This is a genomic window from Mesorhizobium prunaredense, assembly GCF_900156895.1.
GTDB classification, from domain to species: Bacteria; Pseudomonadota; Alphaproteobacteria; order Rhizobiales; family Rhizobiaceae; genus Mesorhizobium; species Mesorhizobium prunaredense.
This window is the reverse complement of sequence record NZ_FTPD01000026.1, coordinates 16,560-31,664: the sequence shown is the minus strand read 5'-3', so window position 1 is coordinate 31,664 and position 15,105 is coordinate 16,560. Positions and strand designations below refer to the sequence as shown.

The following is a 15,105-nucleotide window of genomic DNA, read 5'->3' as shown; positions in this document are numbered from 1 at the left end:
GCAAGATGGCTTAGTCGCTCGCGCGGCATGTGAATGCCAACTACGATCTCCACAACACGAGGGGGAACCGATGGCCGCCGATCCGAACAAATTGACCGACGCGAAGCAGGTGCGACAGCTCATGCTGAACGCCGAACGCCGGAAAGCGACCGAGCTCGCCGCAGCTTGCCGTCGCCGTCTGTACGAATTGAGCGGAGTGGACATCGCCGACCCAGTCGAGCGACGTCTCGCGGAGGCGGTGGCCGCACTGGAGGAGACGTACCGTGAGAAGCATGGCCGCGCCCAGGCGGCTGGCTACACGCGGCGAAAGATTGCCAAGGACGGCGCGGTGGCGACGCTCTCTGATTGGGCGCTCAAATCCGATGTCACGCCCGGTTTCGTCGCTCTGGTTGAGGGAGGCATGGCCGAGTTCACCGGCGTCATCGCCGAGTTTCCAGATCGTTTTGAGCCTCGCGTCGTCGATGCCGCCAGGAAGCGGTTGACCGAACACGGCGTAAAGCTGCCTTAAGGTCGAGGTTGCTATGGCCGACAAGCGCAGGTTTTATTACGAGGCCCGTAGCTTCAGCATCTACTATTTCGCAAATGCCGTGTTCAACATTGTCACGGATGCGGGGACCTATCTACGCGGGATCGAGGACATCCTCGGGGACATGCAGGCGCTGACGTTGATGCGACCCTTCCACCGCTATACCAATCTTCATCATTTCCTGGACGGGATCCTCAGGGAATTGCTCGAAGAGGAGGTCGAAAGGCTTGACGAAGAGCCGCCTCGTTTCCTGACAAAGTTCATGCAGACTTATTCAGTACCATTCTCGCAGACCGACATTGTGGATGAGGAAACCTTCTACGACTTCGCGGCTCAGTCGGAGCGGTACCAAGCCTCTATCGACGAATTGATCGACGAGGTCTTCCACGTCTTGTTCAACGACGTCCGCTTCCTCGAGTCCTTCAATGGCCTCTGCGCCACATACATCGACCTGTCCGGGTTCGGTGACGAATTGAAGAATGGGAGCAGGCATCTGAAGCGGGTTTCGATACCGGCGTGGGCAAAGCGGGCGATATTCCATCGCGACAAGGGCGAGTGCCGTGAATGCAAGCGCAGCTTGGCGGCAACGGTCAACCAAGTCGAGAACGAGCGGTACGACCACATGATTCCACTGGCCAAGTTCGGCGCCAACGACGTGACGAACCTCCAGCTGCTGTGCGAGCCTTGCAATCTCAAGAAGGCGGCGAGAAGACAGCCGGTTTCGCCCCTATATCCTAAGGCCATACTCGAGGACGCGAGGGCCGGTATCTTCGTCCGCCCGCGACAAGATCGATGTTCTTGGACTGTTATCGAGGACGCCTCCAGAATTTCGACATCCGCTGTCGGGCTCTGCGTGACCACGCGCGGAAACGCCCCGCCATCATGAAGCGCGAGACGTTTCCACGGTTGATGCTCATCGTGCCGGAATGCTTGGTGCGGTTTCGCTTCCCGCTAGCCGCCTGGCGTGGTGTCAGGTTTTCTCAGAACTCACGACGCCGCACGATGAGGCTTTCGAAGTCACCCGTACCCGACGTAATCCATGCGAGTAGGCGACCAGCCGTGTCGTCTATACTCATCGCTCTAAGACCGCATTCCCAGATCAAAGCGACGCGCCAGCCGGCTGCTCCAAGCGTTTCCACCGCTTGTGCGTCACGCTGGACATTACTCGCGAATTTCGCATTCCAGAATTCCGCGTTCGATGATGGTGTAGTGCACCAGTAACAGCCGTCATGGCGATGCCAGAAGCAGCCATGAACGAAGATGGCGATCCGACGAGACGGGAATACGATGTCCGGTCGTCCCGGCAGGTTTGCCGTATGCAGACGATACCGCAGACCCGATCGGTGAAGTAATCGCCGGAGGGCGATTTCCGGCTTGGTATTCTTCCCGCGAATGCCGGACATCATCCGTGAACGGGTGGTCGGATCAACTACGTCAGCCATGGACCGCGGCCTACCATCTCGACGGAATACTTGCTACTCATGAGCAGATTGCCACGTGGGTTCGGGGAAAGCGTGATTCTTGCCAATATATTCGGTGGTCGACATTTTTGCAGGGCCGGGGGGGCTCGCGGAGGGGTTTTCAAGGGTCCGGAACGGTGAGGGCGAGCGTGCGTTCCGAATCGCACTCTCTGTCGAGAAGGACTCGGCCGCCCATTCAACGCTCCGGCTTCGCAGCTTTCTGCGTCAGTTCGGCGATAGCCTCCCCGACAGCTATTACAGCTTCATCAATGGCACGATCACCGAACCCGATTGGTCAGAGCTGTATCCAGAGCAGTGGTCGTCGGCGAAAGACGAGGCCTGGCAGCTCGAGCTGGGCAAGGAACCCCCAGAAAAGCGCCTGAACCAACGCCTCGATCAGATTCGTGACACATCTGACGGCAACGTCATCCTCATTGGAGGCCCGCCCTGCCAAGCCTATTCCCTGGTCGGTCGTGCCCGCAACCAGGGGAAGGAAGGCTATGTGGCGAAGAACGATCGCCGCCACTTTCTCTACGAGGAGTACATACGCATTCTCGACAGACTTCGTCCCGCGGCATTCGTGATGGAGAACGTCAAGGGCATGCTTTCTTCGTCGGTAGATGGCGAAAATCGCATCTTTGACCAGGTACTGCGGGATCTGCGCGGCGAACGCAGCGATGGCGAAAGTTACAAGCTCATTGCACTAGACCCACGCCGCAGACGGCAACTCGACCTTGGCAAGTTCGAGCCACGTGCCGCAGATTTCATCGTGCGCGCCGAGGATTTTGGCGTACCGCAAGCGCGACATCGGGTCATCGTGGTGGGTCTGCGTTCAGATCTCGCGGCCGATCTGCCGGACTTGGCGCTTGCTGATCTGATGGTCCGACACAGCCTGAAGGCCACGGTCGGCAATGTCCTTGGCGGCATGCCGCCCCTGCGCAGCGGTCTCAGCCGTGGCCCCGATTCACATGAGGAATGGAAACGCGTCGTCAGCCATGCCATGGCGTTTGTTGCTGGCATCGACACAGGCCTGTCGGATGATCTCCAGGCCGCCTTCACGATGAGAGCGAGACGATACGAGGGACGTTTCAGGCGCGAAAGGGAAATCCTCGGTCGAGAGGGGACCGGCATCGGAATCGCGTCGGACTGTCCCGAAGACCTCTCCGACTGGCTGACCGATCCTCTCCTCGAGACGCTACCTAACCACGTTACGCGCAGTCACATGGCGAGCGACCTGGCACGATATTTCTTCGCTGCGATTTTTGCCGAGGTGGTAGGCCGGTCCCCGAAGGCCTCGGACTTTCCGAGGGACCTGGCGCCCGACCACAAGAACTGGGACTCAGGCAAGTTTGCCGATCGGTTTCGAGTGCAGCTGACAGGTGGACCTTCGACGACGGTGACCAGCCACATTTCTAAGGATGGGCACTATTTCATCCATCCTGACCCCATGCAGTGCCGCAGTCTTTCGGTACGGGAGGCGGCTCGTCTCCAGACCTTCCCCGACAATTACTTCTTCAAGGGCAATCGCACGGAACAATACGTTCAGGTGGGCAACGCCGTGCCGCCCCTGCTTGCGCACTGGATTGGCGACGCCTTGTTCACGATTTTGACGGCGCGCGAGAAACGGTCGGACAAAGAGGCCGAAGATGTCAGGCTCCCGCATGTCGCCTGACTACGACATTGCCAGCCCAGGAGCCGGCGAGCTTTTCGAGTCTCTTCGGGCGTTTGGCTACGATCTTCCAACAGCGCTTGCCGATGTCATCGACAACAGCATCACGGCAGGCGCCCGAAACGTATGGATCGACCTGCAATGGGCAGGTCGCGACTCTCGAATTCTTGTTCGCGACGATGGCCGAGGCATGGCCGAGGAAGATCTGCGGCAGGCCATGAAGCCGGGCAGTCTCAGTCCCTTGGCGGATCGGGCGGCCAATGATCTTGGGCGCTTCGGGTTGGGGATGAAGACAGCCTCGATCTCGCAGTGCCGGTGCCTCACGGTGCTGTCGAAAACCAAGAAATCGGCGCCTTCGCTCCGGCGTTGGGATCTCGACTACATTGCCTCAACCAAGACCGGCGAGTGGCGCTTGCTCAAGCGGCTGGATCTGCTCTCTGCGTCCGATCACGCTCTGCTCGAGGGCCAGAAGAGCGGGACCGTGCTCTTCTGGGATCGACTTGATGCACTCGTAGGTGACGCGTCAGTCGATGACGACGTCGCGCAAAAGCACTTTCGCGAACGCGCCGACGCCGTGAAGCAGCATCTGGCGATGGTGTTCCACCGGTTCCTGAAGGGCCGGAAGGCGGTCAACCTGCATATCAACGGCAGACAGATCGAGCCTTGGGATCCCTTCATGGAGGACACGGGCTTTACGGAGCCGCAGGTAACCGAGAACCTGGCCTGCGAGGGCGAGCAGGCGGAGATCAAGGCGTTCATTCTGCCACACCACAGTCGGATCAGTGCTGATCAGCACAGTGCCGGCGCTGGTCCACGGGGATGGAACGCTCATCAAGGATTTTACATCTATCGCAATCGCCGTCTGCTCGTGGCGGGTGACTGGCTTGGTCTCGGAATGCAGAAGGAAGAGCACTTCAAGCTCGCTCGCATTCGTATCGATCTCGCTAATTCGGCCGACCTGCTCTGGCAGATCGATGTGAAGAAATCGCGCGCGCGGCCCCCGGCCGCCCTGCGGCAGGACCTCCTGAGAATCGCACGAGCGACGCGAAGTCGAGCATCGAGCATCTACAGGCATCGCGGCAAGGTCATCCAGCGCCAGCTGAATGACAAGGAGACGTTCCTGTGGACGCATCTCATGAAGCACGGGAAGTCATTCTACAGGATCAATCGCGACCACCCGCTCGTCCGGAAGGTCCTCGCGACGTCGGACGACCGCGCGCCCGTGCGCGCCCTGTTCAACCTGATCGAGCAGACTATCCCCGCACCTCTGATCGTTATCAACAATGCGGAGAAACCGGACACCTTCAGCCAGCCGTTCGAGGACTCTCCAGCGGAGCTTCGGAAAGCCATGGAGGCGGTGTTCGATGCAATGGTCGAGGACGGCCGTGAACGCGCCGAGGCGGCGCGCGCGCTGCTCCTGATGGAGCCGTTCAACAATCATCCGGAGCTGGTCTCGGCGTTTCTGGACGACGTTGTCCGCAAGGTGGCAGCGCAAAAAAAGTAGGGGGAACACATGGCCATTGGATCGGCGGAGGCGTTGCTTCGTAGCGCTTATGGCGTTGCGAACTCGCTGCTCGAACTCGAGCCTCGGACTACCCAGGAGGCTCTAGAGCGAGCGGTGGACACCGTCGTCGCAATGCCAATTTACAAGGAGCTCGATCGAACACGGCTGCTGCGCGAGCTGGAGGCAAGGAATAACACCCTGGTCGGCGGCTATTCGGTGATCGACGACAAGGACTTCAGCGCGTGGGTCGCGAAAGCTCGCGAGCTTCGGACTTTCGCGTTCTGGGAGCGCTATCGACATTGGATGGATCGCGGCAAGCGGTGGGCGGATGGTCCCCTCCGGCAGATGGATCGCCTGACCGACGACATCCTCGACCGGCTCAGGAATCCTGAGACACCCGGGGCTTGGGACCGACGCGGTCTCATCGTCGGCGACGTGCAGTCAGGCAAGACTTCGAACTATACAGCACTGATCTGCAAGGCGGTCGATGCGGGCTTCCCGCTCGTCATCGTTCTTGCCGGGGTTCACAACAGCCTGAGAAGCCAGACGCAGCTGCGTCTTGACGAAGGGTTCCTTGGTTTTGATACCCGTCTCAGCCTTTTGGCCGACGAGCAGGAAAATCAGCGTGTCGGCGCCGGCAGGATGCCGAGCGCGCCGTTTCTCGTGGCACATTCGCTGACGAGCAGCTCCGATGGCGGCGACTTCAAGGCGGCGACGGCCAATGGCACCAGGCTGGTTCCCGGAGGGCGAGACCCGATCATCCTGGTCGTGAAGAAACGCGTCAGCATTCTCAAGAATCTGCTGGCTTGGGTGCTTTCCGTGCGAGCGGTCGATGACCCTGCCACACCTGGCGGGAAGATCGTGCGCGATGTCCCGATGCTCGTGATTGATGACGAGGCGGACAACGCGTCGGCTAACACGAACGAGTATCGCGACGAAGACGGCAACATTGACGAGGACGCAGATCCCACGAAGACGAACTTTCTTATCCGGCGGATGCTCACCTCCTTCGAAAGGAGCGCTTACGTGGGGTACACGGCAACGCCCTTTGCCAACGTGTTCATGCACCATGAGGCGAAGCACAAGATTGCCGGCGAGGACCTCTTCCCCCGCAGCTTCATAATCAACCTGCCCGCCCCGTCGAACTATATTGGCCCAGAAAAGGTGTTTGGCCTGAACCGGCCGGGTGCGGATGGCGAGGCCAAAGGCCTTCCGATCATCATCAACGTTCGCGATGCAGAAGCGATCTTCCCTCCAAGCCACAAGAAGGAGCTTCCCGTCTCGGAACTGCCTGCAAGCCTGAAGGAGGCGATCCTCGCTTTCATTCTCGTTTGCGCCGCGCGACGGGTGCGTGGGGACATCGACGTGGACAATTCGATGCTCGTTCACGTCACGCGGCTTACGGCCGTACAGGATAAGGTTGCGGCGCTGATCGACGAGCATTTGGTTGACATCGTGCGCCAGCTTGAGTTCCCGGGGACCGGTGGTTCTGCAACGGCGGATCTGGAGGCTCTCTGGAACAGGGAGTTTGCCGCGAAGTCCGACGAGTTGCGCGAGCAGTTATCGAACTACGATCTCCCACCCGTGGGGTGGGCGGAGGTCAGGTCTCAGATTTTTGACGCGGCGAAACGGATAGGGGTCCGCCGGGTGAACGGGTCGGCGAAGGATGCCCTCGACTACGTCGACCACCCGGAAGGATTGTCAGTAATCGCTGTGGGCGGGGACAAGCTGTCGCGGGGCCTGACTTTGGAGGGGCTGTCGATCAGTTACTTTATCCGCACGTCGCGAATGTACGATACGCTCATGCAAATGGGGAGGTGGTTCGGCTATCGTCCCCGCTACGCAGATCTCTGCCGGCTCTACACCTCGCCGATCCTCGTACGGTGGTATCGCCACATCGCAACGGCCACCGCCGAACTGCGGGAAGAATTCGATCTTGCCTTCGACAAGGGCGAGACGCCCTTGCAGTTCGGCCATCGGGTGCGCACGCATCCTGATGGCATGCTGATTACTGCTGCCAACAAGATGCGCGCGGGGACGCAGGTACGGGCCGGTTTCTCGGGAACGATCTCGGAAACGGTCGCTTTCGATGCCGCAAGTGTCCGAAAGAACCTCGACGCATTCGCCGAATTCCTGGAAGGTTTGGCGCCCAGGGAAGGGAAGGGCACACAGCGGTGGGACGACGTCCACGGAAGTCAGATTGTCAGCCTATTGCAGCGTCTCGAAACGTCACGGGAATCGTGGAAGGCCAACTCCAGGGCGCTTGCCGACTATGTCGCCAACCGAGTCGCGAATCGCCGGCTTGGACAGTGGTCAGTCGTGCTGGCTGGACAGGGCGCATCGGGCGTGTCGACGTCTATAGGACGGTATGAGGTCGTTCTTACCGATCGGGCTCTTCAGGTTCATGACGGAGGCACTCGCATCACGATTGGCCGTCTGGTCAGTCCGGCCGACGAGGTCAGTGACCTCGACAAGACGCAGCAGGATCTCGCAATGACGCAGACGCTTGCGGCCTGGGAGAAGAAGCCCGAGCCGAAGCGGGACATGCCAAAGACGCCGAGTGGCCCGTTCATCCGCCGGCAGCGCAGTCCGGACCGAGGACTGCTGCTGATCTATCCGCTTGCCACAAGCCTGCCGGACGGGTTGCCGCTCATGGGATTCGCGATCAGCTTCCCATTCGACGAACAGGCGCCGTTGATCGACTACGCCGAGAACAGCGTCAAACAACTTGAGAGCATCTTCGAATGACTCCCGACCGGCTGCTCGAGATCTGGCGCGGCCTGGGGGAAGAGCCCTCCAATCCCACCGGACTGCAGCGTATTCGGCTCGATACAGAGACGGCGATTGACGTTTTCGCCTGCATTTTCTGGCCGAGCCGGCGGCCGGGCATCCTGATCGAGGGACTTGGAGAACAGCGGCCGATTGGCGGCAGGATCCCGACCTGTCGCGGAGTGCGCACGGTCCACGAGGTCATCGAAACTCCGGAACCGCGAACAATCCTGCGCATCATGCTGGAGGATGACCGGCTTCTTCCCATCTTTGCTGTCCTGTCGGCCGACCTCATCGGAATTGCTATAGCTCAGCCGACGGTGTCGGCAGCGCTCAGGCGGTGCATCGACCGGCTTTGCATGTGGCAGGGTCTCTTCGAGAGAGTGCCTGCTGAAGGACTCTCGGAAGAGAGTCAACGCGGACTCCTTGGCGAACTGCTTGTGCTCGAGACGCTGCTGCTCGACAGGCTCGATCCGCTTGTTGCCGTGACGGCATGGGTCGGGCCTGATCCCGCTCACCAGGACTTCATCCACTTCGGAACGGCGATCGAGGTGAAGACCAGCCTGGCGAAGCGCCATGCCCGCATCATCATCGCCAACGAGAAGCAGCTCGACGAGCGACCGCACGACGCACTTGTGCTCGTGCACCTTAGAATGGACGAAAGCGCCAGCCTTGGTCAGTCTCTGCCGACGGCCGTTGCCCGGCTGCGTCAGATTCTTGCCGGGGATGCAGCCGCCGCTCAAGAGTTCGACGATCGACTGATGCTTGGCGGTTATCTCGACCTTCACGCCCTCCTTTACACGTCGAACAGGTGGCGAGTGTCATCGACCCACTGCTATCGGGTCCAAGGCGCGTTTCCTCGCCTGACAGAAGCCAACCTCCCGACTGGGGTGGGGGACATCCGCTACTCAATCATTGCCGACGATCTCGGTGCGTATGAAATCACGACTGATGAGGCGGCCCAGCTTCTGGAGATCGATCATGTCTGAGGCAGAGGATCTTCAGGCTTTCGCACTCAACATTCAGCAGGATGTAATCGCGCGGGCCGATGCTGCAGAGGACGGGGCGCTTCGAGCCGAGGCTTTCGCCGAGCTCATGTTCGAGCACCTCGTTGACGCCGGCGAAATTGATGACGGAATTCCGTGTGCCGTCGAGGGACGCGGCATTCGGTGCTCCGGATACTTCCTTTCGGAAGACAACGATCGTCTGGACCTATTCCTCGTGATCCCGCGCCTTGATGGCATTGCCTCGAGCGTGCCAAAGGCGGATGTCGACGCGGCGTTCCGCCGACTGAGTGCCTATCTCGAGAAGGCTGCTGCCGGTCTTCACAAGGAGCGGGAAGAGGCGCTCACGGGCTACGACATGTCGCGGGCAATCTGGGAAGCACGCGATGATCTGAGCCACGTCCGGCTGTTTGTTGTCACGGACGGCCTTGCTACCGTCGAGCAGATCGAGAGCACCATGTTCGGCTCGATCGAGGTTTCCAGTCATCTCTGGGATCTTCGTCGCCTCCATCGGGCAGTCTCGTCAGGTGCAAACCGTGAGCCAATTCATGTGGACTTTCCCAAGCTGGGCGGATCTCCGGTGCGCTGCATCCTCGCCAGCCCACCAGACAGCGGCTATCGCTGCCTTCTGACCATGCTGCCAGGTAACCTACTCGTTGAAATGTACAGGCAGCATGGGCCGCGGCTCCTCGAACGCAATGTCCGAAGCTTTCTCCAGCTTAAGGGAAAGGTAAACCAGAGCATTCGGAAGACGATCATCGATGAGCCGCAAATGTTCCTCGCTTTCAACAACGGCCTCTCGGTCACGGCTACCGGCCTCAAGCTGATCGATCATGGAGACGGAACTGCGGACCTTCTCGCCGCCGACGACTTCCAGATTGTGAATGGAGGTCAGACTACAGGTTCGATCTTCCGCGCATGGCGGAAGGACAAGGTCGATGCGAGCCGGCTGCAGGTCCCGCTGAAAATCACCGAAATTCTGGTTGATGGCGACATAGAGGAGATTGCACCGCGTATCTCCCAGTCGGCGAACAACCAGAACAAGGTCAACATGGCCGACTTCTCGTCGAACCATCCGTTCCACAGGAAATTGCAGGAACTATCGCGGTCGATCTGGGCCCCGCCGGCAACGGGTATGCAGCGTCAATCGCGCTGGTTCTACGAGCGCGCGCGGGGCCAATATCACGACGCGCTTGCGCAGAACCGCACGGACGGCGAACGGAAGGCTTGGGAGGCCGTGCATCCGCGCAGCCAGTTAGTCACCAAGACCGACCTCTCCAAGTACGAGCATACCTGGTCGCAGCTGCCGCACATTGTCAGTCGAGGCGGTCAGAAGTGCTACCTGGATTTCATGGACCACGTGGAAAACAGAGGTTCGTTTGAGCCTGACGAGGGGTACTTCGAGCGCTGCGTCGCCAGAGCCATTCTCTTTCGGCGGGCCGAGAAGATTGTCTCGCGTCAGAAGTTTGGCGGCTATCGAGCCAACATTGTTACCTATGCCCTGGCTTGGCTCTCGCACCATACCGCGAAACGAGTTGACCTTCAGGGGGTCTGGGCAACGCAGCAACTGTCACCCGCTCTTGAAGCCTTCATCGAGACGTTGAGTGTGCACGCGCACGAGCATGTAACCACGCCGCCCGGCGGCCAGAACGTCACAGAGTGGTGCAAGAAGGAGGCGTGCTGGGAACAGTTCCGTGAGCGATCGATACACATCCCTGCGAACCTTGAGGCGGAACTGCTTTCGCGCGACAAGGCACATGTCGCCGGATCGACGCATGCACTTGAGGAGCAGACCAGCGTCGCCGAAACGGAGCAGGTTGCTCGGGTCGCGGCCTTCCCGGCGCAGACCTGGTTCGATCTTGCAGCCTGGGCAAAGGACACTCAGACACTGCAGCCGTGGCAGCGGTCGCTCTCGTTCAGCTTGGGCAAGTTGGCAGGAAGCGGAAAGCCGCCGACCCGAAAGCAGGCGATGCACGGAGAAAAGATCATTGCCGAGGCGAGATCGCTTGGTTTCAGGGGATAGGTCCGGTCAAATTCTGCCGAACGGATGGGCCTCTAGGTCGAGGGCTTCCACCGCGGCACATAGGTTTGAACGACGATAGCTTGGCCTGGCTGACCGTCTTCCTCCGATAACACCATGTACAATCCGCCTGGAAGGAGGGGGCGATCGGTCAACGGCACACCATTCGCTTCAGCAATTGCGCGGCGTGTACCGAGTTCACCCTCGGCCAGGATCAGGTAGGCCTGCTCGATTCGCGCGCCGGGAAAGTGGGTCCCGGGATCATAGCCCTGCATCCTCTTGAATGATGTGAGCAGCTCGTCGCTGAGAAAATAGAACTCATCTCGCATGAGGTTGCGCTCGACGGCATCGTCCGTGAGGATGCTGTAGAGCCGCTCCATCAGAGGCAATTTCTCCCCGCCTTGTGCGTCTACCGGCATAGACAGGTCCGGTCGTGCATTGAAGCCGCGGTGCATCTCTCGGTGGCAGGCGCTGCAGAGAGTTATGCCGTTGCCGGTCTGGAATTGCGCCTCGGTGAGAAACGACTTCCGAGAGATGTGATGGGCGGAGATGCGTCGCCGTGAATGGCAGTCTACGCACCTGTGTCCATCGCGTTCCCGAATGAACTCGCTCCAGCGGCGGAGGCAGCGCTCGCGGGACAGGCCATCCGATAGCGCTGCCTGCAGCTTCGCCAGCTTGGAGGATATCGCTTCGATATCGGGAACGGGGTCATAGGCTACTGCTCCCATCGGAGCTCGGTCGCAAGGGATTCCGACATGACCATCAATGGACAACCAGAACGACCGGATTGTGATCGCTGACCTGCGTGAGAGCGTCGGCGTTGAGGTTGAGGTACGTCACGGTCGGGTTGGCAAGCCCAGTGCCACCGACGGCGAAATGGTCGATAGCTTCCCGAACCCCATTGAACGCATACGAGGCGGTGTAGTTCTCGCCGCGATGATCGCGAAGGAAAGTAAATCCGAGGGTGCTCTGGTGAAAAGGCTCGAGGGCTTTCGCGTCAACATGATCGTTGAAGTCGCCCATCAGCAGGATGACTGGCGGATTGCCGCTGTAGCGCCGTTCCAGTTCGGCAACGAGTTGGGCGGCTTGGCGCCGGCGGCGGTCGGTGCTTCCGGGCTGTGGATTCTCGGCGTTGGTGTATAGGCCCTGATCGCCGAGCTTGGAGCTAAGGTGGAGATTGACCAGCACATAGCGGGTGCCATCAATTTCCGCTTCCACCAGCAGCGGCCGTCGAGCAGCCTGGAATGGATTGGCCGAACTGTCGCATCGGTCGTCTCCATCGAACAACCGCTCGCTCGACAGAATCTCTACACCGCTGTCGTCGGCGACAAGGAAAACGGTCCGGATGTTCGCGCCCGGCGCACCGCCATCTGTGTTCGGCTGCATCGGATCCAGAGCGACGGGAAGGTGACGCCGGCCGCCTGTCGCGAGGATCGCATCCACCAGCGCGCCGATCGTTTGGGTGGCTGTGACCACCGCTGTGGCACCTTGCCCGTCGTCATCCTGCACCTCCTGCAGCGCGATGATATCGGGCGAATTCAGATCACCGACGACCTGCGCCGCGATTGCGGCGAAGCGATTGGCGGAACCGGGAGCGCCGATCGTGAGGTTCTCGGCATTGTAAGTGGCAATGCGGAGGCCCTCTGGATTTGTCGGGGCCGTGACGGTGGGCTGGGTCGGCGCTGGATACGCCGTTTCGTCAATGGCGGCGTCCAAAACCACCATGTAGTTTCCGTTCTCGTATGTGAGGATGCCGGTGCGGTCACCGAGCTTCGTGCCGACCGGAAGCGCAAAGGCTGGCTGTCCGACGGCCTTGTGCACTTGGACGACCTCCGGAAAAACATGACCGGCGTGGGCGAGGGGCAGTCCATAGGCGGTGAGATCGTCAGCGTCCAGTCCGGCTGCCGGTGCCACCCAGAACTGATCCCAGCCGCGGTCCTTACGCGATACCACCACTGCTTCCTCAATCACCACACGCATGCCCTCGAGCGATTCAAAATAGTCTCTCGGATGGTCGGTAGGGTTGAAGGGCGTGTGCGGTTTGTCTGCGTAGCCAATGGTGCTGTTCATCCCGGGAGGAGCGAAGGACACGGGCTGGGGCAGGGTGCCGCTGCCATCCACGGTGAGGGCGCTGACACGGTAAATTTGGGTGCCGGCGAGGAACGTCCCCCGGTCCTGGTTATTGACGGTGGTGATCTGAGTCGTACCGCAGACGGCTTGCTCTCGCGTAGGAAACAATGGCGGTTGGAGGAGCGGCTGGAATTCCGTCACTTGTCCGGTCACTGTGACGATGTCGCCGCGGACAGGCACCGGGAAGGCAGGGGCGCTTCCGAGGAACACGAAAATGCCTTCCGACGTACCCTGATCGCCGTCGGGCAACGCCGATTGCAAGAAAAAGCCGCTCCCGAAGTGGCCCGTGACGATGCCCGACGTCGTCACCTCCTCGGCCGCGGCGATGGGGCTTTTGTGATCAACACCCTGAATCTCGGCAATCGACCGCTCGGCGGCATTGGTCGGGCCGGCGAGGAACGCAGAAAAAAACAGCGGCGTGGCGATGCGGATATTGGCAAGCAACGTCATAGCACAGGCGCTCCCCTGAGTGCCGGTCACATTACTTAAGTATCGGCGGCTAGTTTTGTGAGGCCATTCTGACATCACTCATGTATTCGCAACAGGGGCTTCCGTGCCTCGTGAAAGAATTTTCGGGCAGCCAATTGAGCTCCCCTCCGGTCCGCGCGAGGATACCGGCTCATGCAGCGAGCGTGAATGTGTTTCGCGCGAGCAGCTTTCTGACGTAAACGTCCCACTTCTTCATCGCGGCGCGCTTCTCAGGCATGTAGCTCCAGCGATCGTAACTCTTGGAACTGACGTCCTGCAGCGCATGGTTCTGCAGGCGATCACGGATTTCCTTGGAGATGCCGGCTTTGCCGGCGAGAGTCTTGAACGTCCGGCGCAAGTCGCGGTTGGTTGCGAAGGGGATGACTCCACGGTCCCGTTGCCGCCAGACAAAGCTGTAAAGCGAGCCGTGGCCGACGGGCCGGGATGGATCCCGTGCCGATGGGAAATACCAGCCATATTCGTTCGGAGTAATGGACTCGATGAGTTCTGCAGCCAACGGCGGCACTGGCGCCGCGTGCGGCTGATCGTTCTTCGTCTTCGACCAGTCTATTATCTTTTCGGCCGCATCCCATTGATCCACATGGAAACGTGCAATCTCCTCAACGCGCTGGCCGGTGAGCATGATGAGCTGGATGGCGCGCGGATAGGAGGGGTGAACCGGGACATCAGGGCAGTCAAGCCACCAATAGAGACGCGCGAACTCGGTCTCGTCCAGCCACCGTGTGCCTCGCACCTTCGGCTCAGTCGGAATCGCCGAGGCGGGATTGAACGGTATGCGGAATCGGCGCGGCGATGAGTTTCGATAGTCGTGTTCGGATTTCATGCCCCAGCTATAGGCGGCATGGACATAGCTTCTGACGTGGTCCGCCATGGCGCGGGCGCCGCGCTCATAGATAGGCCGGATCACCTCGACGATTTCTTCTGGGTCGATTTCGCGGGCCAGGCGGTGGCGGCCGAGCGTGTTGGCTATCTTGTTGAGGCCCTTTTCTGTCTCCTTCCAGGAGGGCTTACCCGCGGCCTTCAGCGCCGCGACATAGCCAGCGAAGAGGTCTGCGACGGTGCCCGGTCGGGTATCCGTCGCTATCTTGATGCTTCGGCCCTTCTGGATGATCTTGGCGAAATCGCGGTCGAATATCTCGCGGGCGCTGGCGAGAGACAGCGATGGGTAGGAACCGATCTTCTTTTTGACGCGCTTTTTATCGCGCCACTGTTGCGCCATCCAGTCGGCCGTCACGCGGGTCGGCATCGGCTTCAGGATCAGGATGAGTCGGCCAGTGCCATGTCCGTCGCCATCGACAAGTGTTTCCTGCTTGCCGGTTTGTTCAATCCGCTTGATTGCGGCGCGTATTTCTCCATCGGTGATGATCGGCATCCTTGTTCTCCCGTTGGGTTGAGAGTGGGCTTTGCCGACGGGTGGTAAGTGGGATTTGCACCCACCGAAAAACTAGGGTCGGCAACTGGGGTCTGTAGGGGTTTTGATCCCCCGAAAACCACCCCGAATCTGCCACACTAGCCGGGACTGCGACAAGTCAAA

11 protein-coding genes are annotated in these 15,105 nt (G+C 60.2%); 7 read left to right on the top strand and 4 right to left on the bottom strand.

Translation table 11 applies throughout. The features are described from left to right. Positions 1 to 70 precede the first annotated feature (70 nt). The gene (locus BQ8794_RS20590) at positions 71 to 508 is read left to right on the top strand and encodes a hypothetical protein (protein WP_077380527.1); all 438 of its coding nucleotides are present in this window, start codon (positions 71 to 73) and stop codon (positions 506 to 508) included. Between the two features lie 13 nt (positions 509 to 521). Further along, on the top strand, positions 522 to 1,412 hold the full coding sequence (locus tag BQ8794_RS20585) for an HNH endonuclease (RefSeq protein WP_077380526.1): 891 nt from the start codon (positions 522 to 524) through the stop codon (positions 1,410 to 1,412). A gap of 94 nt (positions 1,413 to 1,506) precedes the next feature. Here BQ8794_RS20585 and BQ8794_RS20580 read toward each other — a convergent pair whose 3' ends face one another. Further along, positions 1,507 to 1,968 carry a very short patch repair endonuclease gene (locus BQ8794_RS20580; RefSeq protein ID WP_077380525.1) on the bottom strand — a complete coding sequence of 154 codons (462 nt, stop codon included), beginning with the start codon at positions 1,966 to 1,968 and terminating at the stop codon, positions 1,507 to 1,509. A gap of 94 nt (positions 1,969 to 2,062) precedes the next feature. On the opposite strand from BQ8794_RS20580, the gene BQ8794_RS20575 reads away from it, so the two are divergent. The 5 genes from BQ8794_RS20575 to BQ8794_RS20555 are packed head-to-tail and all read left to right on the top strand — an operon-like array spanning position 2,063 to position 10,955. Next, entirely contained in the window at positions 2,063 to 3,658 is a 1,596-nt protein-coding gene (locus tag BQ8794_RS20575) for a DNA cytosine methyltransferase (protein WP_244555041.1), read from the top strand. Beyond that, positions 3,633 to 5,159, top strand: coding sequence for an ATP-binding protein (locus BQ8794_RS20570; RefSeq protein WP_342188339.1), 1,527 nt, complete (start codon positions 3,633 to 3,635; stop codon positions 5,157 to 5,159). Before BQ8794_RS20575 ends, BQ8794_RS20570 begins: the two co-directional genes overlap by 26 nt. A gap of 9 nt (positions 5,160 to 5,168) precedes the next feature. After that, positions 5,169 to 7,907, top strand: a complete 2,739-nt coding sequence (locus tag BQ8794_RS20565; protein ID WP_077380522.1) for a Z1 domain-containing protein — start codon at positions 5,169 to 5,171, stop codon at positions 7,905 to 7,907. Continuing rightward, positions 7,904 to 8,917, top strand: a complete 1,014-nt coding sequence (locus BQ8794_RS20560; protein WP_077380521.1) for a PD-(D/E)XK motif protein — start codon at positions 7,904 to 7,906, stop codon at positions 8,915 to 8,917. Before BQ8794_RS20565 ends, BQ8794_RS20560 begins: the two co-directional genes overlap by 4 nt. After that, positions 8,910 to 10,955, top strand: coding sequence for an AIPR family protein (locus BQ8794_RS20555; protein WP_167378800.1), 2,046 nt, complete (start codon positions 8,910 to 8,912; stop codon positions 10,953 to 10,955). Before BQ8794_RS20560 ends, BQ8794_RS20555 begins: the two co-directional genes overlap by 8 nt. 32 nt (positions 10,956 to 10,987) lie before the next feature. Here BQ8794_RS20555 and BQ8794_RS20550 read toward each other — a convergent pair whose 3' ends face one another. From BQ8794_RS20550 to BQ8794_RS20540, 3 genes are all read right to left on the bottom strand, one after another. Further along, on the bottom strand, positions 10,988 to 11,680 hold the full coding sequence (locus BQ8794_RS20550) for an HNH endonuclease (RefSeq protein ID WP_077380519.1): 693 nt from the start codon (positions 11,678 to 11,680) through the stop codon (positions 10,988 to 10,990). Positions 11,681 to 11,714: 34 nt separating this feature from the next. Continuing rightward, complete coding sequence (locus BQ8794_RS20545) at positions 11,715 to 13,532, bottom strand: endonuclease/exonuclease/phosphatase family protein (protein ID WP_077380518.1); 1,818 nt, start codon at positions 13,530 to 13,532, stop codon at positions 11,715 to 11,717. 169 nt (positions 13,533 to 13,701) lie between these two features. Then, positions 13,702 to 14,943, bottom strand: a complete 1,242-nt coding sequence (locus BQ8794_RS20540) for a tyrosine-type recombinase/integrase (protein WP_077380517.1) — start codon at positions 14,941 to 14,943, stop codon at positions 13,702 to 13,704. Positions 14,944 to 15,105: the final 162 nt, after the last annotated feature.

Bases quoted from the DNA above. Each gene is read 5' to 3' on its own strand.
- BQ8794_RS20555 (WP_167378800.1), top strand. From the start codon at position 8,910: ATGTCTGAGGCAGAGGATCTTCAGGCTTTCGCACTCAACATTCAGCAG.
- BQ8794_RS20570 (WP_342188339.1), top strand. From the start codon at position 3,633: ATGTCAGGCTCCCGCATGTCGCCTGACTACGACATTGCCAGCCCAGGA.
- BQ8794_RS20590 (WP_077380527.1), top strand. From the start codon at position 71: ATGGCCGCCGATCCGAACAAATTGACCGACGCGAAGCAGGTGCGACAG.
- BQ8794_RS20565 (WP_077380522.1), top strand. From the start codon at position 5,169: ATGGCCATTGGATCGGCGGAGGCGTTGCTTCGTAGCGCTTATGGCGTT.
- BQ8794_RS20545 (WP_077380518.1), bottom strand. From the start codon at position 13,532: ATGACGTTGCTTGCCAATATCCGCATCGCCACGCCGCTGTTTTTTTCT.
- BQ8794_RS20550 (WP_077380519.1), bottom strand. From the start codon at position 11,680: ATGGGAGCAGTAGCCTATGACCCCGTTCCCGATATCGAAGCGATATCC.
- BQ8794_RS20585 (WP_077380526.1), top strand. From the start codon at position 522: ATGGCCGACAAGCGCAGGTTTTATTACGAGGCCCGTAGCTTCAGCATC.
- BQ8794_RS20560 (WP_077380521.1), top strand. From the start codon at position 7,904: ATGACTCCCGACCGGCTGCTCGAGATCTGGCGCGGCCTGGGGGAAGAG.
- BQ8794_RS20580 (WP_077380525.1), bottom strand. From the start codon at position 1,968: ATGGCTGACGTAGTTGATCCGACCACCCGTTCACGGATGATGTCCGGC.
- BQ8794_RS20540 (WP_077380517.1), bottom strand. From the start codon at position 14,943: ATGCCGATCATCACCGATGGAGAAATACGCGCCGCAATCAAGCGGATT.